The sequence below is a fragment of the Pseudomonas sp. NPDC088414 genome (assembly GCF_044753325.1).
GTDB lineage: Bacteria > Pseudomonadota > Gammaproteobacteria > Pseudomonadales > Pseudomonadaceae > Aquipseudomonas.
Map to the genome: position 1 here is coordinate 38,393 of NZ_JBIVMY010000035.1, position 19,677 is coordinate 58,069.

The following is a 19,677-nucleotide window of genomic DNA, read 5'->3' on the forward strand; positions in this document are numbered from 1 at the left end:
CCGTAGGCGATGCGCCCGGATGAATCCCGCAGCGAAGGAACCCGAGCCTAAGCGAGGGCCGAACGCTGGGGGCCCAGCCTTTTGGTTACTTTTTGGCGTCTGAAAAAGTGACTCGCCGTAAGGGCGAAACCGCCAGCCGCAGCACCCGAAGCAACGGATATTCACCCAATCAAAACCACCGCCACCCAATAGCCGTCCACAAAAAAGCCCCTCAAAAAGAGGGGCTCCCTTGCACAACCAGAAACCGCAATCAGGTCATCTGAATGATGGTCTGCATGATGGTGCTCTGGGTCGAAATGGTCTTGGCGTTCGCCTGATAGTTGCTCTGGCCCTTGATCAGATCCACCAGCTCGTTGGTCAGGTTAACGTTGGACTCTTCCAGCGAGTTGGACGCGATCGAACCCAGCGTACCGGTTTCCGGTGCATCGTAACCCGGGATACCCGAAGCGAAAGTCTCTTTCCAGCTGGTACCGCCGACCGCCTGCAGGCCTTGTTCGTTGGTGAAGCTGGCCAGCGCAACCTGGCCGATGGCCTTGCTCTGGTTGTTGCTGAAGTTGGCGAACAGCGTACCGGTGCCGTCGATGGTCAGGTTGGTGATCTGGCCAGTGGCATAACCATCCTGAGTCGGGATCGAACGCGCGGTATCAGCGTTGAACTGAGTGGTCTTGGCCATGGAAATGGTCACGCCATTGGCGTTGGCAGACGCACCGTTTGGCGTGAAGGTGCCGTCAATCACTTTACCCGGTACCCAGCCGGTCAGCTTCAAGTCGCTGCTGATGATCGGCTTAGTCGGATCTGCCGGGTTAGGCGTGCTGACCTGAGTGAGATTGCCCGAACTGTCGAACGTCAGTGTCGAAGCAGTCGGGGCGGTCTTGGTTGGATCGCTGCCGGTTGCATCTGGATTGCGCCCGTCCACCAGGGTGTAGACTTTCCAGGTGTTTTGGCCGGTTTTCACCATGTACTGATCCATGACGTGCGAGTTGCCCTGAGAGTCATAGATAGGCGTGCTGAAGGACTTGGTGTAGGTTTCGAGTTTTGCCGGGTCGAACTTGCCTGCCGCCGCTGTGTCGTCGATCACGGGTGCCGACGAGTTCAGGTTGATGGACGAAGTCACCAGCGAAGTCGATTTCGGCGCCAGGTTCGAGGTGTCGATCTTCAGGTCGGTCAACACGCCGTTGATGATCTTGCCGTTGGCATCCACACCATAACCTTGCAGGCGCGAGGTGTAGTCGGTGTTGGTGATGAAGCCGTTGTTATCGACCTTGAACGTACCGGCACGGGTGTAGGTGATCGCGCCGTTGTTGCTCATGGTGAAGAAACCGGAACCGTTGATGCCCATGTCCAACACGTTGCCGGTGTTGTTGATGTCACCCTGGGTGAACTGCTGGGAGACGTTGGCCAGGCGCACACCGTTGCCGATGACCTTGCTGCCGCTGCCCAGGCGAGTGGCCGAGTAGACGTCTTCGAATTCTGCACGGGACGATTTGAAACCGGCGGTCGCGACGTTGGCGATGTTGTTGCCGGTCACGTCCAGTTGTTTGTTGGCTGCATAGAGACCGCTAAGGCCGATATTGAAAGACATATTCCACTCCTTTGTGCCGGTTAGTCGGCTCTATATACCAATGGTTTGTACTTTGGACAGGGCAACGGTGCCCTTGCCGGACAGGTTGAGCATCAGCTCGCCACCGGTCTGGCTGATCGTGACACTGGTGACCGTCGCTGGCAGGTAGGTCGCCAGGTCGGTAGAGGTGCCATTGATCGATGCGTTGGCCTTGACGGTATAAGTGCCGGCCTTGACCAGATTGCCGTCCTTGTCCTTGCCGTCCCAGGTGAAGCTCGCGTTGCCGGCTGCGCGACTGCCCAGGTCGATGGTGCGAATCGCCGTACCGCTGCTGTCGGTGATGGTGACCGTGCCGCCGGCAATCGACGACGGAACGGTGACCGAACCGGTCATGCCTTTGCTCGGGTCGTCCATCTGAACGCTGTTGGTCTGCACGATCACGTTGCGACCGACCAGCGACGACGCCTGCAAGGCTTGCGAGGAGTTGTAGTTGCCGGCCAGCGAACTGACGGTGCTGTTGAGGGTGGTAATGCCCTCAAGGCTGCTGAACTGCGCCAACTGCGCCACGAAGGCACTGTTGTCCTGCGGGTCGAGCGGATTCTGGTTCTTCAACTGGGTAACCAGCAGTTGCAGGAACGCGTCCTTGCCCAGGGCCTGGCCGCCGGTGGAGCTGTTCGTGGCCGAAGCAATGCCATCGGCGGTCGAACTGGTCTTTTTCGACGAGTTCGCCAGGATGTCATTCATGCTCAGGCTGCTGGTGGTATCGGTAACGCTCATGGCAGTCGCCCCTTATTACTGACCGAGGGTCAGTACCTTCTGCATCATGGTTTTGGCGGTGTTCATCATTTCGGCGTTGGTCTGGAACGACCGGCTCGCGGAAATCATGTCAGCCATTTCTTCCACCACGTTGACGTTCGGGTAGTAGACGTAGCCCTTGGCGTCAGCGGCCGGATGGTTCGGCTCGTAACGCGCTTCGAGGTTGCTCTGGTCTTCGACCACGCCGAGAACCTGCACGCCCTGCCCTGCGGCGTCCTGGCTCTGGAACAGCGAGTTGCTGCCAGTGTTCTGGCCGCCCTGGAACATGGTGGCGAACACCGGGTGACGGGCGCGGTAGGTCTGGTCGATGCTCGACGAAACGGTTTCGGCGTTGGCGATGTTCGAAGCCACGGTGTTCAGACGCGTGGTTTGTGCGCTCATGCCGCTGCCGGCAATGTTGAAAACGCTGGACAGGGACATGGATTACTCTCCGCGCAGGGCTGACACCAGCCCTTTGAATTTGCTGTTGAGCAGGGTGAAGCTGGCCTGGAAGCCGACTGCGTTTTCCGCGTAGTTCGACTGCTCAAGCTGAGCGTCCACGGTGTTCTGGTCGATCGAAGGCTGCATCGGCGTGCGATACATCAGCGACTCGTCGCCATTGCCCAGGCCTTCAGCTTCGATGTGACGGCTGTTGGTCATGTTCAGGGCAATGGTGCCGTTGGCGTTCTTCTGGGTCTGTGCTTCAAGCACTTTGGAGAAGTCCAGATCCCGAGCCTTGTAATTCGGGGTATCGGCGTTGGCGATGTTGTTGGCCAACACTTCAGCGCGCTGGGCGCGGAAGCCCAATGCCTTTTCGTGAATGCCGAGCGCTTTATCGAAGCTGATGCTCATGTCGGGAACCTTCGGGTGACCGGTTTTTCGTACCTGAGCTTTAGCAAGGCGCGTGCCAAACAGAACAACCCCCGTAAACCGGGGCTTTGCGGGGCATCGGCAAAGCGGCAATGCCAGAAAAGCGGCAACCGGTTTCCGCCGAATGCCGCTTTTCTGCCGCTTGACTGCCTTCTATCAGCCAACACTGAAACCCTGTGGGAGCGGGCTTGCCCGCGATGGCGGTATGTCTGGTTAATCTAAATCGACTGACACGACGCTATCGCGGGCAAGCCCGCTCCCACAGGGATTTGTGGTGTCAGGGAGAAATTCATCGGGCACAAAAAAACGGCAGGCCTTTGCGGGCCTGCCGTTTTTTGCTGTTGCCGATGCAATCACTTCGCCTGGTAGATGATCCCCGGGCTGCACTGGACCATCTGGTAATGATCCGGCAAACCGTTCAGCGCTTCGGAAGCGCCAAGGAACAGATACCCGCCCGGCTTCAGCGTGCTGTGAATGCGCAACAGGATGTCTTTCTTCACCTCGGCGGAGAAGTAGATCAGCACGTTGCGGCAGAACACGATGTCGAACTTGCCCAGACTCGCGTAGCTGTCGAGCAGGTTGAACGAACGGAATTCCACCCGGTTCTTGATCGGCGCCTTGATCACCCAGCGCCCCGGCCCTTTCGGGTCGAAGTAGCGCTGCAGACGATCGGCGGACAAACCGCGACCGATTGCCAGGCTGTCGTACTCGCCGGTCTTGCAGTTGGTCAGCATGCTGCCGGACAAGTCCGTGGCAACAATCTGCACGCCCATCTTCAACTGACCGAGGTTGCTGCGCTCGAACTCATCGATCGACATCGACAGCGAATACGGTTCCTGCCCCGACGAGCACGCCGCAGACCAGATCCGCAGACGCTGGTTGGGACTGGCCTTGATCGCCTCGGGCAGCACCTTGTTCTTCAAGACTTCAAACGGATAGGTGTCACGAAACCACAGGGTTTCGTTGGTCGTCATGGCATCGACCACCTGCTCGCGCAAACCGCTGCGCGGCTGGGTCTGGATGCGCTGGACCAGCTCACCCAGGGACTTGATGCCTTGCTGCTCCATCAGTTTGTTGAGACGGCTCGAGACCAGGTACTGCTTGTTTTCACCGAGCAAAATGCCACAGGCTTTTTCCAGGAAGACCCGGAATTGTTCGAAATCCAAATTACCCGTAGACAATGATGCCGCCTCTTAAATCGTGTTGACCGCCAGGGACAAAAGGTCCCTAGCTGATATCTGCTGCTTTGATCCGGTCGACTACCCGGGATGCCAGGTCATCAGGACGGAATTTGGCCAGGAAGTCATCGGCACCGACTTTCTTGACCATCGCCTGATTGAATACCCCCGACAACGAAGTATGCAGGATGATATGAAGCTTTTGCATGCGCGGGTCGCTGCGGATCTCCGCCGTCAGGGTGTACCCGTCCATCTCCGGCATCTCGATGTCGGAAATCATCATCAGGAACTCTTCTTCCGGCTTCTTGCCCTCATCGACCAGCTTGCGCAGGTAATCCAGTGCCTGCTTGCCGTCGTTCAGCGCCACCACTTCGACCCCGACCGTCTGCAGGCAACGCGTGACCTGCTTGCGCGCCACCGACGAGTCATCGACCGTCAGCACCCGCAGCGACAACGCCTTGCTCTGGGTCTCGACATCGACCACACCGACCGAAATCGCCTCGGGCGTCGGCGCCACTTCCGCCAGCACCTTCTCGACATCGATGATTTCGACTAACTGATTGTCGACCCGAGTCACAGCGGTCAGGTAGTGATCGCGACCCGTGCCCTTGGGCGGCGGATGGATCTCTTCCCAGTTCATGTTGACGATGCGCTCCACCGAGCGAACCAGGAAACCCTGGGTCTTGGTGTTGTACTCCGTGATGATCACGAACGGACTGTTCTTGTCTTTCAACGCCCCGGAACCGGTCGCCATTGCCAGATCAAGGATCGGAATGGTCGCCCCCCGGATATTCGCCACCCCGCACACGACAGGACTGGACTTGGGCATCAACGTCAGCGACGGGCATTGCAGCACTTCCCGCACTTTGAACACGTTGATTCCGTAGAGCTGCTGACCGTCGAGACGGAACAACAACAGCTCCAGGCGATTCTGCCCTACCAGTTGCGTGCGCTGGTTCACCGAATCCATTACACCAGCCATGCCCAGACTCCTACACCAACGCCAAGTGTTGTTGCGACGCACATTCATTGCTAAACGGCACGGCGCTTGCTTTTTAACTCGTATGAACGCTCAAACGACATTTTTCCGACGCCTGACCTCCCGCACCCGCAAAGCGCTGTGCGCGACGTCTGCCGTCTGCTTGTTTTTCGCTGGCAGCCCTGCCGGTGCTGATACGGTTACCTTGCCTGACATGCTTATCGGCGTCACCCAGGGCTTTCTTGAGTTCACCGTAGAAGACTATCTGGCTACCAGTCAAACGGAAGGTCGCTACGAAATCGAGGTCAACCAGCTCGACCCGCGTATGCGCATGCCTATGTGCGACAAGGAATTGACAGCGTCGCTGGAGAGTCCGGCACGCCCGCTGGGTCGGGTTACGGTCAAGGTGCGATGCGAGGGAAGCTCGCCGTGGACGGTGTTCGTGCCCGCTCAAGTCCGCCTGTTTCGCGAGATTGTCACCACCACCCGCCCGCTGAAACGCGCCGGAATTATCGAGCCGCAGGACGTGACCTTGCGTGAACGCGACATCAGCCAGATCAATCAGGGTTTCCTGACGTCGGTGGATGAAGCCATCGGGCAGAAATTAACCCGACCAACGGTCGCCGATCAGGTGATCACTCTGGTGCATCTGGAACAGGCTGAAGTGGTGCGCAAGGGTGATCAGGTGGTCATCATCGCCCGCAGCGGTACCCTCGCCGTGCGCATGCCCGGCGAAGCTCTGGCCAATGGCGGTCTGAAAGAACAGATCCGGGTGAAAAACCTCAATTCCAACCGGGTGATCAAGGCGCAAGTCATCGCGCCGGGCCAGGTGGAAGTGGCCATGTAAAACGCTCAGGCAGAAAACTGGCGCCGATCTCGACGCTTCCCTAAACTGTGCCGAAGCAGAACACGCTTCGGCACATGCAGCTCATTGCAAAGTGAGCCTAAAGTTTTCCAGGGAATGGCCGAGAACATGGCAAGCGTCCAAATTCCCAGAGGTTTTTAACATGGTCATCGATTTCAGCCGTTTGAACAGCTCCTCGTCACTTACGGGCAGTACACGTACCAGCAACGCCAAGGAAACCGCCGAATCCGGCACCTCCGCGCCGCTGAATACCCAGGCCGAAACGGCCAGTACCGCAAAAAGCGGGGAATCGGTACACCTCAGCAATGAGGCTCAACAGTTGCAGAAGGTCACTGACAAGCTGCGCGATCAGCCTGCCGTCGACAAAGCCCGCGTGGCCGAGTTGAAAGCAGCGATTGCCGATGGCAGCTATAAAGTCGACAGCAACCGTGTAGCCAGCAAACTGCTCAACTTCGAAGCCCAGCGCTAGGCTTTTGCCGGCGCCAGGCTTTTGGACGCTTAGAACCCAAGGCCAGCCATGCACGACACTAATTTATTGCAACTGATCACCGACGACTTTGCTCCAGCTCAACAATTGCTGGAGTTACTGCAAACCGAGTCCCTCGCCTTGCACGGTCGCGACATGCCTTTGCTCGAAGATATTCTGGCGCGCAAACAGGCATTGATCATTCTGCTTGAACAGCATGGCCGCAAGCGCAGCGAAATCCTCGCCAGCCTCAACCTGCCGCTCGACCGTCAGGGCCTGGAGCAACTGGCCAGCCACTCGAGCATTGGCGACCAGTTGCTGGCTCAGAGCGACGTGCTGACCGACCTGATTGCCCAGTGCCAGGCGGCCAACGTCAAGAACGGCCAGTCGATCCAGATTCAACAGGCCGCCACGGCCAATCAGTTGGAAATCCTCACCGGGGGCGAGCCGCCAGCGTTGTATGACGCCTCGGGCACTTTCGCCAAACCCACCAAGCCGCGTACGCTCAGCCAGGCGTGAGCCATTCGACGTGCCTGCACTATCAACCCGCGAAACATGCTGGCAAAATGCTGGCTAGTCGTAGTCAAATTTTGTCTGGAGATTGAGAAAACGTGCCAAACGCCCTAAGCGCGGATGACAGTCCGCAGCCCCCAAAGGTGCTGACCACGCCCCTGGAAATCTCCAGCAACCTGCGCCAGCTGCAAGAAAGCCACGACCCGCTGATCATCACGTTCCATGAGCGCAGCCAGCGCTTTCAGAGCTACCTGATCAAGGTCGACCGCGATACCGCGACCATCGCCCTGGACGAAATGATCCCGCGCGATGGCGAGCGTTTTCTGCTGGCGGGCGAACCGTTCAAGGTCGAAGGCTTCCACGAGGGCGTGCGCATCGCCTGGGAATGCACCGGCACGCTGAACATCGAAGAGTCCGAAGGCGACCGCTTCTACACCGGCGACCTGCCAACCGAAGTGGTTTACCACCAGCGTCGCAACGCCTTTCGCGCAGCCCTGAAGCTGACCGATCTGGTCAGCGTCGAACTCGGCGGCGAAAAGCTTAAGGCGCCGATCAACGGCAAACTGCTGGATATTTCCGCCACCGGCTGCAAGCTGCGCTTCGAAGGCGACATTACTGATCGCCTGCAACTGGGCCAGGTCTACGACCGCATGATCGCCACCCCGCTGTTCGGCAATCAGCCCATCTCGGTCGAACTGCGTTATCTACACTTCGAAGAAAAGCTCAACATCACCTTCGCCGGTCTGCGTTTCCACAACATCAGCGGCCAGGCAGCGCGCAACGTCGAGCGCTTCGTTTATCAGCTGCAACGTGAAGCACGCCGGTTCGATAAAGACGATCTGTGATTCGTACAGGCAAATAGAAAGGGCAGTCCCTCGCGGGACTGCCCTTTTTTATGGCGGAAATTTTTCTGCCAGCACCGAACACCTGTGGCGAGGGAGCTTGCTCCCGCTGGGGCGCGAAGCGCTCCCCGCCCTTATCTGACAAGCGGGGCCTGCTGCGCAGTCCAGCGGGAGCAAGCTCCCTCGCCACAGCCACAGCCACAGCCACAGTTACAGTTACAGTTACAGTTACAGTTACAGCGTCTGCCTCTGAACAGCCTTACTCTCACCCGACTCAGGGTCTGGCCCCACTGATGTCCGGTGTCGGTTTATCGCCCTCATCAGCCGAATCAGTTTCCACCGCTGCTTCAGGCTGCACTTCGGGATCTGGCTCCGGTTCCGGTTCCGGCGCCACCGTGGTCTGCATCTGCTCCTGCACCACCTGCTCATCCACTCGCGGATCGAGCGCTGCAACCAGCGGCGAACTCGACATGCTGTCCGGCATAGCCACGTGATGCAGCGGTGCGTCGTCGACCTGATGCAGATTGGTCACGGCTTTCGGGCGGATGCGCCACACCAGCACCAACGCGAAGAAGCTGAAGAACGCGTACAGGCTCTGACTGCCAAACAACTTCATCAGCACGCCCGCCAACAGCGGCCCGATGCTCGCACCCACACCGTAGGTCACCAGCAGCATCGCCGTCAGCGAAACCCGGCGATCGCCCTCGACGTGGTCATTGGAGAACGCCACCGCCAGCGGATACAGGCAGAACTGCACCAGCGAACAGAGGAAGCCAACCACAAACAGCACCTCCAGCGGCACCCGCGGCAGGATCGCCAACGGCAACGCCGCCACCGCCAGGAACCCGGCAAAGCAACGGATCAGCAGCGCCCGGTCATAACGGTCGGACAACCAGCCCAACGGCCACTGCACCAGCAGTCCGGCAAAAATGCAGCTACCCATGAACAGACCGACCTGCTCGGTCGACAGCCCCTGCTGCGAGGCATACAGCGGTGCCAGACCGTAGAACGAGCCAATGATCAGGCCGGCGCCGAGCACCGTGCTCAACGATTGCGGCACGCGCTTGATAAAGAAGCGCGGCTCCATCGGCGCCGGATGCAGCGGCGCCGGGTGAATCCGCCGGGTCAGCGCCACCGGCACCAGACACAGGGCAAAACACAGGGCGACCAGCATCAGCAGCTCCAGACCGAGGCCCGGGTGCATGACCAGAATCAGCTGACCGAGCACCAACCCCAGATACGAAGCGATCATGTAACCGCTGAACACCAGCCCGCGCTGATTGGCATCGGCCTGCTCGTTGAGCCAGCTCTCGATCACCATGTATTGGCACATCATGCCCAGACCGACGATGGTCCGCAGCACCAGCCACGCCGGCAGCCAGTCGACCAGTCCATGCCCGAGCACCGCCGCGCCGACAATCCCGGCACAGGCGGAATAGGCGCGAATGTGTCCGACCCGGGCGATCAAGCGGTGACCGATCTTGCCGCCCAGCACCAGACCGAAATAGTTGGCCGCCATCAGCGCACCGACCCACAGTCCATCGACATGGTCAGCGGCCAGGCGCAATGCCAGATAAGTAGATAGAAGGCCCGAGCCGATCAACATCATCAGCGAGGCGAAATACAGCGCTCGAAAGGATTTCCAGATTTGGCGCATCGGCGTTCCGAGCGGCTCCTTGCAGTGAGTATCGGGCTATCCAAACGATAGCCCGATGACGACAGTTCGTCAGGCCTGGGCTGCTAGAACACGCCGTTCCCAGGGAGTGATTTCATCAAAGAAGCTGGTCAACTCCATGGTCTTCGAAGCGATGTAGCCTTCGATGAACTCCTGTCCGAACAGTTCCCTGGCCAATTGACTACGTTTCAGACGCTCGAGCGCGGCATGCAAGGTACACGGCAGCGAAAGATTGTCCGGCACTTCGAATTCGCCCTGAATCGCCGCGGTCGGTTCCAGCTCATGCTCGATCCCATGCAAGCCGGCGGCCAGACTCGCGGCAATCGCCAGATACGGGTTGGCATCGGCGCCGGGCAAGCGGTTTTCGACGCGCCGGGCCACTGGTGAACTGGCTGGAATCCGCAGCCCGGCGGCGCGGTTGTCGTGAGACCAGCAGGCATTGTTCGGCGACGCATACGGGTGACACAGACGCTGATAGGAGTTCACGTTCGGCGCGAACAGCGCAGTGAAATCAGCCATGCCCGCCTGCTGCCCGCCGATGAAATGGCGGAACATCGCCGTCGGCTCGCCGCTCTGGTCGCTGAACACATTGTTGCCGGTGGCGATCTCGACGAGACTCTGGTGAATGTGCATCGAACTGCCCGGCGTGTGCGCCAGCGGCTTGGCCATGCACACTACGCTCAGACCATGCTTGAGCGCGACTTCCTTGAGCAGGTGTTTGAACAAGAAGGTCTGATCGGCGAGCAACAGCGGATCACCATGCAGCAAGTTGATCTCGAACTGGCTGACGCCCATTTCATGCATGAAGGTATCGCGCGGCAGACCGAGGGCGGCCATGCATTTATAGACTTCGCTGAAGAATGGCCGCAGGCCATTGTTGGAACTGACACTGAACGCCGACTGACCATCCTCGCGGCGTCCATCTAGGCCTACCGGCGGGCGGAACGGCTGAGTCGGATCGGTGTTCGGGGCGAAGACAAAAAATTCCAGCTCGGTCGCCACCACCGGCGCGAGACCGCGCGCGGCGTAACGGGCGATGACTTTTTTGAGTTGACCGCGGGTCGACAGATTGGAGCTTTCGCCGCTCAGTTCGTCGGCATCGCAGATGGCCAGGGCACGTGGCTCGTCGCTCCATGGCAGGGGATGGATCATGCTCGGCTCGGCCACCAGCGCGAGGTCGCCGTCATCGCTGCCGTAAAACCGCGCCGGCGGATAACCGCCCATGATGCATTGCAGCAGCACTCCCCGCGCCATCTGCAAACGCCGCCCTTCGAGGAAACCCTCGGCGGTCATCACCTTGCCGCGCGGCACGCCGTTCAAATCCGGCGTGACACATTCAATCTCATCAATGCCGGTCAGTCGCTGCGCGAGTGAACGCTGGCCATCGGTTGTCATGACGCAATCCTTGTTATTGTGCGAGCCGCAAGCGGCGACCCGTACAAAATAGGCTCCGGCTGTTCGGAATATCAAGCAACGTCAAACAAAAAAGGCCTCCACTGAATTTCCGTGTAGGAGCTGCCGCAGGCTGCGATCTTTTGATCTTAAAAAAAGTCAAAAGATCGCAGCCTGCGGCAGCTCCTACAGGGGGCATGCCTTCAGGGCAGGTAGAGGCTAAACACCCCGCCACCCAATGGTCCGCCATTGCGAATTTCGGTGTGCCCGACCACGCCATTGCGTTGGTGCAACGCAGCAATACGGTTGGCGAAATACAGGCCCAGGCCAGTGCTGCCGCTGCCGTGATTGATGCCTTGCACGTAATCGGCCTGACGCTCGAGCATTTCGGCCGGGTAACCGGCGCCGTCATCGTTGATGCTCAACACCAGTTGCCCGGCCTCGTCACTGACGGTAATCAGCAGCGACTCGCGGGCATGACGAATGGCGTTGTTGATGCAGTTGCCCAACACCGAGGCAACCAATTCGCGATCGAAGAACCCCAGCGGGCTCAAGGGATCGACTTCGTAGGTGGCAATGATCCCGCGACTGGCGAACACCTCTTGATGCGCCGCCAGTTGCGCCTCGATGAAATCATCCAGTTCGTGATACGCCGGTTGCAGCGGCAACTGGTTGACGCCGAGTTTGTACAACCCGAGCAACTGCACCAGCATGCCGTTGAGGTGGGCGAACTCGAAGTCGATCACGCCCTGCTCCGCCCCACCGCGTTGCGCTTCGGGCAAGCGCGCCAGCCACTGGCTGTGGGCCTGCATCAGCATCGCCAGCGAGTTCTTCATGTCGTGAACGGTGGAGGCAATCACCGTGGAGAAATCCAGCGCCTGCTCGTCTTGGTTCATTCGCCAAACGCCTTGCTTTTCAGCTTCTGATAACGCGCAAACCGCGCGTCGGTGTCGGGCATCAGGCCGACCATTTTCAGGCAGGCCCGACATTCTTCCAGCTCCGCCGACGGCACACTGGTGTCGGTGCCGTGCAGCAGCGACTGGGCCATGTTCAGCGCGATACTGATGTTCTTCGGTTGCATCTTCAGCGCCTTGCGGAACACCTCGCGGGCCTCCACCAGGTTGCCGGTCTTGTACACGCGCACGCCCTGCCGGTTGAGGTCGGCAGCGGCGTTGCTCGAACTGAGGATAGTCGGGTCGTCGGTGAGCTTGGCGATGTCTTTCATCACCGCCGGATCGTCACCGTAGATCTCCGCACAGCTCTTGAGCATCGAAGTGCCCGCCTCGGCCTGACCGAGCATCTGCAATTGCTTGGCGACCAGCAGCGCCGCTTCAGGGCTCATGAACTGTTCCATGCCGTCGAGGCGCATCAGCGCTTGTTCGGTAAGCTTGTCGGCAGTCTCGGCATCGTTGAGCAGCAGACTGGTGGCCTTCATCAGCCGCGCACGAATCTGCAGGCCCGGGTCAGACGGGTTCTCTTTGGCGACGGCGCTGAGCGTGGTGTTGATCTCCAGCCGCGTGCGCGTATCGAGACCGCGCTCACTGCCCTTGCTGATCAAGGCATGAGCCAGGCCGAGGTTGCTTTCCGGATCCTTGAAGCGCGACTGCGCGCCTTGCGCCACAGCCTGCCGATAGGCGCGGGACGCGGTGTCGAAGTCTTCGTTGGCCATCGCCAGTTTGCCGAGCAGCGCCTGCCGGCGCACCGCCAGCGGCGACAGGCGAATCGCCTCCTCCAGCACCCGCTGCGCGCCTTTGGTATCGCCCTCCGCGACCAGCACATCGGCCATGCCGTCGTACAGCGCCGGCATCATCGGGAACACCTTCAGGGCTTTTTCGTAGACACCCTTGGCCTGCGCCACTTGCCCACGCTTGAACAGCAACTTGCCCAGCCCGGCAAACGCCCACGGCAACGGCCGGTCAGCAATGATGCTGTCGTAGAGGCGTTCGAGCGCTTCATTCTGGTTCATGTCGCGCAGCGCATCGGCGCGATAACGCAGGCACAGCGGCGAATAACGGATGTCCTGCTTGCACAGCGCAATACAGGCATTGAGCACCTCGACCGGCTTACCGCGATCAAGCGCTTGCAAAATCGGTTTGAGCAACGTCTTGCGCTGCTCCAGACGCTCCAGGCGCTGGGCCAGGCCGGAGCGGTTGAACGGCTTGGTCAGGTAAGCATCCGGCTCGTGCTCCAGGGCACTGAGCACCATCGCCTGACTGGTCTCGGCGGTCACCATGACAAATACCGCTTCATGGCTGATGAGCTTTTCCGACATCAGGTCTTCGAGCACTTGCTGGCCATTCTTCTTGCCGTCGCCGAGGTGGAAATCCTGCAGAATGAAGTCATAAGACTTCTGCGCACACATCTTCAGCGCCTGCTCGCCGGTATCGGCGGTATCCACATCCTTGACCCCCAGTTCGCGCAGCATCGAGCGTACGGAACTGCGGAAATCCGAGAAATCATCGACGATCAGAAAACTCTTTTGGTGATACGACAGCATCGAGGATTTCCAGGCAATTGAAGTAGGTGAACCGGGGGGCGTTTTCACAGGCGCGCAGATGATAGCTGGAGGCTAAATGCTATCAAGCGATTTCGTGCGAGTTTGAGGTCGCCGAATGAGTTATCGGCAAGGGGTGGGGTTCTCTGAAGTGGAGGGGTTCAAGATTCCTTGTGCAGCGATTACCCTGCGCGCCGGGTCATCTTTTCACTACAGGGTTTATCTCGACGGGCGACACGGGCGAAGCGTGGAAGGCTATCGACGTCAACCGTTCCGGTTTCGTGGATCTCCTCGCGGATGCGAGACGAGGGGGCCTTGTATTCGCGGTTTCCGGAATCGGAAGAAGGTTGGCGAGAATGAATTGAAGATGGGGGGGGCCAAGGAGATTGGGATGTCATGGAGAGTAATCCTCCCAGCCGGGCCCTCCATAAGGCGTCTTATCCAGCTCGGGAAAATCCGTCGTCCACTCCCCCCAGTCCATGTACTCATAGTACTTGTTCATCGCTTCAAAGCGGCTTGCCGCCTCAACTTCCCAAATCAGTTTTGACCCCGGCTCAAGGAGCGCGCGCGATTCATCACCCTGAGGCCCGGAGGGACAAAACAATTGCAAGCCATCAGGTTCCAGCCATAGTTCATGTTTCAAGGTTCATCCTCATTGGTCTGAATGAGCCATTGGCTGTATTTCACTGCGAAACGAACCTTCAACCCAAGCCGAGAGACGCAAGTTCGGTAGTTAGAAATAGTCTACGTCAGCAGTAGCTAACGTCGACCAAAGACTCAGCTCTTCTTGCAGAGCAATACCTTGGTACGAGGTCGCGATTACTAAAAAGCCCCGACAGGCAATAACCTAAGCGGGGCTCTTTGCATGCTTGAAGCGATCCTTTTGCCCCCCTCTGCACCCACGAGGCTCGGACGTTCGTCGCTTAAATCGCTGGAAGCATAGATATATATGGTGTCCCAGGGCAGGTTCGAACTGCCAACCTTCCCCTTAGGAGGGGGATGCTCTATCCAATTGAGCTACTGAGACACTGAGTTGTCGTGGCCGGACACGGCGCGACGGACGGCGTGCATGTTAACGGCCAGCCCCTGATTTGTCATGTCGTCCGTGGGCTTTTTAAGTGTAGGCAGGCGCCCTGCGATACTGCGGGAACATTTACCGTGCAATTTGCACTGCCGCGAAAAAGCCATCATTGCAGATTGCAACCCGAAGCTTGGGAAAAACCCTTGCAAATCCTTGTTTTTAAAGGACTTCACAGCGGTTAGACTGTTGGCACGCCGGGTGCTTTGTCTGTTCGTATAACAGCACAAACGGAGTCGGCCCCATGAACAGCACTCTCTTGCTTGCAAACGCAATCGCACTGGCGGTTTTGGTCGGCTTTCATTTTGTTCCCGAGCGTGCTGAACCGGTGGCCCAACGCATGCCGCATTACTTGCAGGTGCAGAAAGCGCCGCAGTGGGCGGTGCTGAGCGATCAGAGCGACTTCGCGGCGCAGGCGGTCAATGAGCCTGAGCAAGCACTGCCGACGCGCGACACCGAACGTCTGGTTTTTTGAAATATCTTCAGGAGTACAGCATGTCCAAATCAGCCGCAGGATTTCTGATCCTCGCCTTATTGAGTGGCGTTGTGCATTTTTCGCTGTTCGAGGAAACCACAGTCACCCTGCCCTTGATCGGCTGCGGCGTGTTTGCAGTGTTGTTTGTACTGGCCCTGGTGGCCGGGCGCAAAATCAAGTTTGATCCGGTGCTGCGTTAAGCCGGATCAAGTCCAGCAGTTGCTTGACGGCGTCCGCCAGTTCGCCCGAGTTGTCGATCAGATGCACGGGCAAGTCAGTTGCCCTTCTGTCCTTGAACAGCGCATTGCGCGCCAGCCTCGCATCGATCTGCTCAGGCGTCTCCCGGCCACGTCTGAGCAGACGTTCACGCAAGACCTCATCCTTGACCGTCAGCAAAACCGGCAGCAGGCTTGGATAGCGCTCAAGCGCCTGACGCAGATTGGCGCGTGAGCCGTTCACCAGCACGGATTGCCCAGCGCGTAACCGTTCGTCCATTTCTGCCGGAATGCCATAAGCCAGCCCATTGGCCTGCCAGGCCAGCGAGAAATCCCCGGCTTGCTGGCGTCGCTCGAACTCTTCGGGCGTCACGCCAATGGCATCCTCACCCACCGATTCCGCTGATCGGGTAATCACCCTGCGAATGATTTCACAGTTCAACGTGCGCAAAGACTCACGCGCGGCCTCGATCAGGCTGTCCTTTCCTGAACCGGAGGGTCCCATCAGATAAATAAGCCTGCCATCCATCCTGAAAACGCCCTCCAACGGGTGTTTGCCCTAGTAAATCGGCAGATTGCCACTATCCTGTACAGGTAAGGAACAAGGATTGAAAATCCGCATAGCATGCACGTTCTGACGTCATCGGACATCAACAGATGTGCACCCGGAAGCGGTCAGTGATGCGGGCCAGGGCAAAGATTTCAAACCAGTCCGCATTTCTGATAATTGGTGCTGGCATTACGCCTTTACCCAGCTCAATATTTGTCACAGAATTGACGCCAATGATCTGGCAATTTTGAGGCATGATGCGCGCCTCTTAACAATTCAGGTTGAACCATTTGGCGCGGATGCTTGTCCTACCACACATCCTGCGGCCAATCCCGAGAACCGCTCCCCTGAACTAACCGGTTAAATATATGCGCCCATTGAAACAGGCAATTTATTCCAGCCGTACGGCTGACAAGTTCGTCGTACGTCTGCCAGACGGGATGCGTGAACGCATTGCCGAGGTGGCTCGCAATCATCATCGCAGCATGAACTCCGAAATCATTGCGCGCCTTGAGCAGAGTCTTATTCAGGAAGGCGCACTGGGCGAAGAGCTGAGCATGCGCCTGGACAGCCCGGAGCTGTCGCTGCACGAGCGCGAACTGCTGCAACGCTTCCGTCAGCTATCTCACCGTCAACAGAACGCTCTGGTGTCGCTGATCGCTCACGACGCCGAGATGGCCGCAGACGCGTCCTGATCTACATCGAACATCTCAAGCCAGCTTAAGTGCTGGCTTTTTTTTGCCTGAAATCTGACCCGAGCAAACCTTGTGGTGAGGGGATTTATCCCCGATGGACTGCGCAGCAGGCCCTCTTCCGGGGTCGCTGCGCAACCCATCAGGGATAAATCCCCTCACCACAGATAAATCCCCTCACCACAGATCAATACACAGGCACAAATAAATACACAGGCACAAAAAAGCCCGCCAATTGGCGGGCTTTTGCATGGCAATGAATCAGAGCAGGAAGATCGTCGCCAACCCCAGGAAGATGAAGAAGCCACCGCTGTCGGTCATTGCCGTGATCATCACACTGGCGCCCATCGCCGGGTCGCGGCCCATCTTGGCCAGCGTCATCGGGATCAACACTCCCATCAGCGCCGCGAGCAGCAGGTTGAGGGTCATCGCCGCCGTCATCACCACACCCAGCGACCAACTGCCGTAAAGCAGGTAGGCGACCACGCCGATCACCCCACCCCAGACCAGACCGTTGATCAACGCCACCGCCAGCTCCTTGCGCATCAGCCGCGAAGTGTTGCCGGTGCTGACCTGGTCGAGCGCCATGGCACGCACGATCATGGTGATCGTCTGGTTGCCGGAGTTACCGCCGATACCCGCCACGATCGGCATCAGCGCCGCCAGCGCCACCAGTTTCTCGATCGAGCCTTCGAACAGACCGATCACCCGCGACGCGACAAAGGCCGTGATCAGGTTGATTGCCAGCCACGCCCAACGGTTGCGCAGGGACTTCCAGACCGAGGCGAAGATGTCTTCCTCTTCGCGCAGACCGGCCATGTTGAGGACTTCGCTTTCGCTCTCCTCACGAATCAGGTCGACCATTTCGTCGATGGTCAGACGGCCGATCAGCTTGCCGTTCTTGTCGACCACCGGGGCCGAGATCAAGTCGTAACGTTCGAACGCCTGAGCAGCGTCATAGGCGTCTTCGTCCGGGTGAAAACTCACCGGATCACTGGCCATGACTTCAGCAACCTGTTTCTCCGGGTCGTTGACCAGCAGACGCTTGATCGGCAGCACGCCCTTGAGCACACCGTCGTAATCGACCACGAACAGTTTATCGGTGTGGCCCGGCAGCTCTTTGAGACGACGCAGGTAACGCAGAACCACTTCGAGGCTGACATCCTCACGGATGGTCACCATCTCGAAGTCCATCAACGCACCGACCTGCTCCTCGTCATAGGACAGGGCCGAACGAACGCGCTCGCGTTGCTGCTGGTCGAGCGTCTCCATCAGCTCATGGACGACGTCTCGCGGCAGCTCGGAGGCCAGGTCAGCAAGTTCGTCGGCGTCCATGTCCTTGGCCGCAGCCAGGAGCTCGTGATCGTCCATGTCGGCGATCAGCGTTTCACGAACGGAATCGGATACTTCGAGAAGAATGTCGCCGTCGCGATCAGCCTTGACCAGTTGCCAGAGCGTCAGACGGTCGTCCAGCGGCAAGGCTTCAAGGATGTAGGCAACGTCGGCGGAGTGCAGATCATCGAGTTTGCGTTGCAGCTCGACGAGATTCTGCCGGTGAACCAGGTTTTCGACCCGGTCGTGATGCGCGCCTTCCTGGCGATGAGTCAGGTCTTCGACAACCTTCTGGCGCTGCAGCAGCTCAACGACCTGAGCCAGGCGATCCTGCAGGCTTTCCTGGGTTTTCTTTACTTCGATTTCGGACATAGGCGAACTCCACTCCCAGCAGCGGGGCACGCCGGAAGGATCAATCAGTCAATTCATGATTGGTGAAACGGGCTACTGAGTAACTACTGGGTAAGTCCATGGAGGTTTTCCATAAGCCCCGGCGGGGCTGACGGGCGCAATGATACACCGCCTGACGGTTTTAAACGTTAAAAAATCGCGGTTGAAACAAGCGCTTGCGCGACAAAGCTGAGCGCTGTCCTGACCCGTCCAGATGCGACGACTCATCTTGAAAAGAAAACACAACGGCACTGAAAAATGTAGCGACTACCCTTGAGCGTAGACCGTCATGGAGGACGTCGAATGCTATCCAGAACATCCCGTTTTGTAGTCGCCAGCCTGCTCTGCCTGCCGCCCGCCGGGGCCGCCACCAGCCTTCACCGCTGCGAAGCGCCCGACGGCGGCATCACCTTCACCAGCCTGAGCTGCGCGAGCGACGAGCAGCTTTCAGAGCAACAGGTTCATCCCTACTCGCCCGGATCCGTCATACCGATCATGCCGGAACACAACCACGAGGAAATATCCGGTATGACAATCAGGGGACGTGAACCGGGTATTGTTGGCCGCCTCGAGGACAAATGCGGCAACCTGATCGATGCCCGTCAGCGCCGCGCAGCGATCATCAACCGACGGGTGATTGCCGGCATGAGCCAACAGGATGTCGAAAGCGCGCTCGGCAAACCGGACAAGGTGAATATTCGGACGTCGACAACGAGCTATCGCTACGACCTGAAACGAGGCCGCAGTGCTCAAGTCGATTTTGACGAGCAGGGATGCGTGAAAGGAAAAGCCAAATCGCAGGCAACAAAAAGCCCGCGTTAAACGCGGGCTTCTTGAATATGGTGCACTCGACAGGATTCGAACCTGTGACCGCTCGGTTCGTAGCCGAGTACTCTATCCAGCTGAGCTACGAGTGCATTTTGTGTTTTTAGACCAGATCACAACTGGTTGAAGCCAAGTTGCCTGTATTGCTACAAACGACTCTTAAATGGTGCACTCGACAGGATTCGAACCTGTGACCGCTCGGTTCGTAGCCGAGTACTCTATCCAGCTGAGCTACGAGTGCATTTGTGTTTTTAGACCAGACCACAACTGGCTGAAGCCAAGTTCTTTATATCGCTATAAACAACTCTTAAATGGTGCACTCGACAGGATTCGAACCTGTGACCGCTCGGTTCGTAGCCGAGTACTCTATCCAGCTGAGCTACGAGTGCATTTGTTGCGCCGCATTATAGCCCGTCTAATCTCTATTCCAACCACTTTTTCTAATAAATTCAAGAACTTACCGTAAAAGCGAGATTACAACGGACTGAGC

General features: G+C 58.4%; 21 protein-coding genes and 4 tRNA genes. 8 read left to right on the plus strand and 17 right to left on the minus strand.

The window, feature by feature from the left end; all coding sequences use genetic code 11:
- Positions 1 to 250 precede the first annotated feature (250 nt).
- The 6 genes from flgE to ACIP8I_RS23035 form a co-directional block, all read right to left on the minus strand.
- Positions 251 to 1,582 carry a flagellar hook protein FlgE gene (gene flgE / locus ACIP8I_RS23010; protein ID WP_007963044.1) on the minus strand — a complete coding sequence of 444 codons (1,332 nt, stop codon included), beginning with the start codon at positions 1,580 to 1,582 and terminating at the stop codon, positions 251 to 253.
- Between the two features lie 30 nt (positions 1,583 to 1,612).
- Positions 1,613 to 2,338 carry a flagellar hook assembly protein FlgD gene (gene flgD / locus ACIP8I_RS23015; RefSeq protein ID WP_367085419.1) on the minus strand — a complete coding sequence of 242 codons (726 nt, stop codon included), beginning with the start codon at positions 2,336 to 2,338 and terminating at the stop codon, positions 1,613 to 1,615.
- 15 nt (positions 2,339 to 2,353) lie between these two features.
- Positions 2,354 to 2,797, minus strand: coding sequence for a flagellar basal body rod protein FlgC (gene flgC / locus ACIP8I_RS23020; RefSeq protein ID WP_007963049.1), 444 nt, complete (start codon positions 2,795 to 2,797; stop codon positions 2,354 to 2,356).
- Between the two features lie 3 nt (positions 2,798 to 2,800).
- Complete coding sequence (gene flgB, locus ACIP8I_RS23025) at positions 2,801 to 3,208, minus strand: flagellar basal body rod protein FlgB (protein WP_007917581.1); 408 nt, start codon at positions 3,206 to 3,208, stop codon at positions 2,801 to 2,803.
- A gap of 371 nt (positions 3,209 to 3,579) precedes the next feature.
- Positions 3,580 to 4,407 (minus strand): protein-glutamate O-methyltransferase CheR, encoded by an 828-nt coding sequence (cheR, locus tag ACIP8I_RS23030; RefSeq protein ID WP_007963053.1) that lies wholly within the window; start codon positions 4,405 to 4,407, stop codon positions 3,580 to 3,582.
- Between the two features lie 46 nt (positions 4,408 to 4,453).
- Positions 4,454 to 5,386, minus strand: coding sequence for a chemotaxis protein CheV (locus ACIP8I_RS23035; RefSeq protein ID WP_041074300.1), 933 nt, complete (start codon positions 5,384 to 5,386; stop codon positions 4,454 to 4,456).
- Positions 5,387 to 5,468: 82 nt separating this feature from the next.
- On the opposite strand from ACIP8I_RS23035, the gene flgA reads away from it, so the two are divergent.
- From flgA to ACIP8I_RS23055, 4 genes are all read left to right on the plus strand, one after another.
- Positions 5,469 to 6,230 (plus strand): flagellar basal body P-ring formation chaperone FlgA, encoded by a 762-nt coding sequence (flgA, locus tag ACIP8I_RS23040; RefSeq protein WP_081755196.1) that lies wholly within the window; start codon positions 5,469 to 5,471, stop codon positions 6,228 to 6,230.
- 160 nt (positions 6,231 to 6,390) lie between these two features.
- Positions 6,391 to 6,717 carry a flagellar biosynthesis anti-sigma factor FlgM gene (flgM, locus tag ACIP8I_RS23045; RefSeq protein WP_007917589.1) on the plus strand — a complete coding sequence of 109 codons (327 nt, stop codon included), beginning with the start codon at positions 6,391 to 6,393 and terminating at the stop codon, positions 6,715 to 6,717.
- A 48-nt stretch (positions 6,718 to 6,765) separates the two neighbouring features.
- Positions 6,766 to 7,233, plus strand: a complete 468-nt coding sequence (locus tag ACIP8I_RS23050; protein WP_400764206.1) for a flagella synthesis protein FlgN — start codon at positions 6,766 to 6,768, stop codon at positions 7,231 to 7,233.
- Between the two features lie 92 nt (positions 7,234 to 7,325).
- Positions 7,326 to 8,072: a flagellar brake protein gene (locus ACIP8I_RS23055; protein ID WP_007963062.1), complete on the plus strand. Its 747-nt coding sequence runs from the start codon at positions 7,326 to 7,328 to the stop codon at positions 8,070 to 8,072.
- A gap of 271 nt (positions 8,073 to 8,343) precedes the next feature.
- On the opposite strand, the gene ACIP8I_RS23060 is transcribed toward ACIP8I_RS23055, so the two are convergent.
- The 6 genes from ACIP8I_RS23060 to ACIP8I_RS23085 form a co-directional block, all read right to left on the minus strand.
- Positions 8,344 to 9,726, minus strand: a complete 1,383-nt coding sequence (locus ACIP8I_RS23060; RefSeq protein WP_400764208.1) for an MFS transporter — start codon at positions 9,724 to 9,726, stop codon at positions 8,344 to 8,346.
- Positions 9,727 to 9,795: 69 nt separating this feature from the next.
- Entirely contained in the window at positions 9,796 to 11,037 is a 1,242-nt protein-coding gene (locus tag ACIP8I_RS23065; RefSeq protein ID WP_400764222.1) for a glutamine synthetase family protein, read from the minus strand.
- A gap of 302 nt (positions 11,038 to 11,339) precedes the next feature.
- Complete coding sequence (locus tag ACIP8I_RS23070) at positions 11,340 to 12,032, minus strand: sensor histidine kinase (protein WP_400764210.1); 693 nt, start codon at positions 12,030 to 12,032, stop codon at positions 11,340 to 11,342.
- Positions 12,029 to 13,633, minus strand: a complete 1,605-nt coding sequence (locus ACIP8I_RS23075) for a tetratricopeptide repeat-containing response regulator (RefSeq protein ID WP_007963067.1) — start codon at positions 13,631 to 13,633, stop codon at positions 12,029 to 12,031. The genes ACIP8I_RS23070 and ACIP8I_RS23075 overlap by 4 nt, the downstream gene beginning before the upstream one ends.
- A 391-nt stretch (positions 13,634 to 14,024) precedes the next feature.
- Positions 14,025 to 14,273 carry a hypothetical protein gene (locus ACIP8I_RS23080; RefSeq protein WP_400764213.1) on the minus strand — a complete coding sequence of 83 codons (249 nt, stop codon included), beginning with the start codon at positions 14,271 to 14,273 and terminating at the stop codon, positions 14,025 to 14,027.
- A 307-nt stretch (positions 14,274 to 14,580) separates the two neighbouring features.
- Positions 14,581 to 14,657 (minus strand) — tRNA-Arg (locus ACIP8I_RS23085).
- 295 nt (positions 14,658 to 14,952) lie between these two features.
- Here ACIP8I_RS23085 and ACIP8I_RS23090 point away from each other — a divergent pair.
- Both ACIP8I_RS23090 and ACIP8I_RS23095 read left to right on the plus strand, forming a co-directional pair.
- Positions 14,953 to 15,183: a hypothetical protein gene (locus tag ACIP8I_RS23090; RefSeq protein WP_400764215.1), complete on the plus strand. Its 231-nt coding sequence runs from the start codon at positions 14,953 to 14,955 to the stop codon at positions 15,181 to 15,183.
- Positions 15,184 to 15,203: 20 nt separating this feature from the next.
- Positions 15,204 to 15,383, plus strand: coding sequence for a PA3371 family protein (locus tag ACIP8I_RS23095; protein WP_367085423.1), 180 nt, complete (start codon positions 15,204 to 15,206; stop codon positions 15,381 to 15,383).
- Here the strand turns inward: ACIP8I_RS23095 and phnN are convergent.
- Positions 15,358 to 15,927, minus strand: a complete 570-nt coding sequence (gene phnN, locus ACIP8I_RS23100) for a phosphonate metabolism protein/1,5-bisphosphokinase (PRPP-forming) PhnN (RefSeq protein ID WP_400764217.1) — start codon at positions 15,925 to 15,927, stop codon at positions 15,358 to 15,360. The two genes, ACIP8I_RS23095 and phnN, sit on opposite strands and share 26 nt — an antisense overlap.
- A gap of 389 nt (positions 15,928 to 16,316) precedes the next feature.
- Here phnN and ACIP8I_RS23105 point away from each other — a divergent pair, with 389 nt between their 5' ends.
- Entirely contained in the window at positions 16,317 to 16,643 is a 327-nt protein-coding gene (locus tag ACIP8I_RS23105; RefSeq protein ID WP_003178899.1) for an Arc family DNA-binding protein, read from the plus strand.
- A 258-nt stretch (positions 16,644 to 16,901) separates the two neighbouring features.
- Here ACIP8I_RS23105 and mgtE read toward each other — a convergent pair whose 3' ends face one another.
- Positions 16,902 to 18,344, minus strand: coding sequence for a magnesium transporter (gene mgtE, locus ACIP8I_RS23110; RefSeq protein ID WP_007963078.1), 1,443 nt, complete (start codon positions 18,342 to 18,344; stop codon positions 16,902 to 16,904).
- Positions 18,345 to 18,665: 321 nt separating this feature from the next.
- Here mgtE and ACIP8I_RS23115 point away from each other — a divergent pair, with 321 nt between their 5' ends.
- Entirely contained in the window at positions 18,666 to 19,184 is a 519-nt protein-coding gene (locus tag ACIP8I_RS23115) for a cell envelope protein SmpA (RefSeq protein WP_367085426.1), read from the plus strand.
- 18 nt (positions 19,185 to 19,202) lie between these two features.
- On the opposite strand, the gene ACIP8I_RS23120 is transcribed toward ACIP8I_RS23115, so the two are convergent.
- The 3 genes from ACIP8I_RS23120 to ACIP8I_RS23130 form a co-directional block, all read right to left on the minus strand.
- Positions 19,203 to 19,279, minus strand: a tRNA-Arg gene (locus ACIP8I_RS23120).
- A gap of 72 nt (positions 19,280 to 19,351) precedes the next feature.
- Positions 19,352 to 19,428, minus strand: a tRNA-Arg gene (locus tag ACIP8I_RS23125).
- Between the two features lie 71 nt (positions 19,429 to 19,499).
- Positions 19,500 to 19,576: transfer RNA gene (locus tag ACIP8I_RS23130), tRNA-Arg, on the minus strand.
- Positions 19,577 to 19,677 lie beyond the last annotated feature (101 nt).

Coding starts and splice junctions, on each gene's coding strand:
- flgE (WP_007963044.1), bottom strand. CDS start 1,582: ATGTCTTTCAATATCGGCCTTAGCGGTCTCTATGCAGCCAACAAACAA.
- flgD (WP_367085419.1), bottom strand. CDS start 2,338: ATGAGCGTTACCGATACCACCAGCAGCCTGAGCATGAATGACATCCTG.
- flgC (WP_007963049.1), bottom strand. CDS start 2,797: ATGTCCCTGTCCAGCGTTTTCAACATTGCCGGCAGCGGCATGAGCGCA.
- flgB (WP_007917581.1), bottom strand. CDS start 3,208: ATGAGCATCAGCTTCGATAAAGCGCTCGGCATTCACGAAAAGGCATTG.
- ACIP8I_RS23035 (WP_041074300.1), bottom strand. CDS start 5,386: ATGGCTGGTGTAATGGATTCGGTGAACCAGCGCACGCAACTGGTAGGG.
- flgA (WP_081755196.1), top strand. CDS start 5,469: ATGAACGCTCAAACGACATTTTTCCGACGCCTGACCTCCCGCACCCGC.
- flgM (WP_007917589.1), top strand. CDS start 6,391: ATGGTCATCGATTTCAGCCGTTTGAACAGCTCCTCGTCACTTACGGGC.
- ACIP8I_RS23050 (WP_400764206.1), top strand. CDS start 6,766: ATGCACGACACTAATTTATTGCAACTGATCACCGACGACTTTGCTCCA.
- ACIP8I_RS23060 (WP_400764208.1), bottom strand. CDS start 9,726: ATGCGCCAAATCTGGAAATCCTTTCGAGCGCTGTATTTCGCCTCGCTG.
- ACIP8I_RS23065 (WP_400764222.1), bottom strand. CDS start 11,037: ATGACCGCCGAGGGTTTCCTCGAAGGGCGGCGTTTGCAGATGGCGCGG.
- ACIP8I_RS23070 (WP_400764210.1), bottom strand. CDS start 12,032: ATGAACCAAGACGAGCAGGCGCTGGATTTCTCCACGGTGATTGCCTCC.
- ACIP8I_RS23075 (WP_007963067.1), bottom strand. CDS start 13,633: ATGCTGTCGTATCACCAAAAGAGTTTTCTGATCGTCGATGATTTCTCG.
- ACIP8I_RS23090 (WP_400764215.1), top strand. CDS start 14,953: ATGAACAGCACTCTCTTGCTTGCAAACGCAATCGCACTGGCGGTTTTG.
- ACIP8I_RS23095 (WP_367085423.1), top strand. CDS start 15,204: ATGTCCAAATCAGCCGCAGGATTTCTGATCCTCGCCTTATTGAGTGGC.
- phnN (WP_400764217.1), bottom strand. CDS start 15,927: ATGGATGGCAGGCTTATTTATCTGATGGGACCCTCCGGTTCAGGAAAG.
- ACIP8I_RS23105 (WP_003178899.1), top strand. CDS start 16,317: ATGCGCCCATTGAAACAGGCAATTTATTCCAGCCGTACGGCTGACAAG.
- mgtE (WP_007963078.1), bottom strand. CDS start 18,344: ATGTCCGAAATCGAAGTAAAGAAAACCCAGGAAAGCCTGCAGGATCGC.
- ACIP8I_RS23115 (WP_367085426.1), top strand. CDS start 18,666: ATGCTATCCAGAACATCCCGTTTTGTAGTCGCCAGCCTGCTCTGCCTG.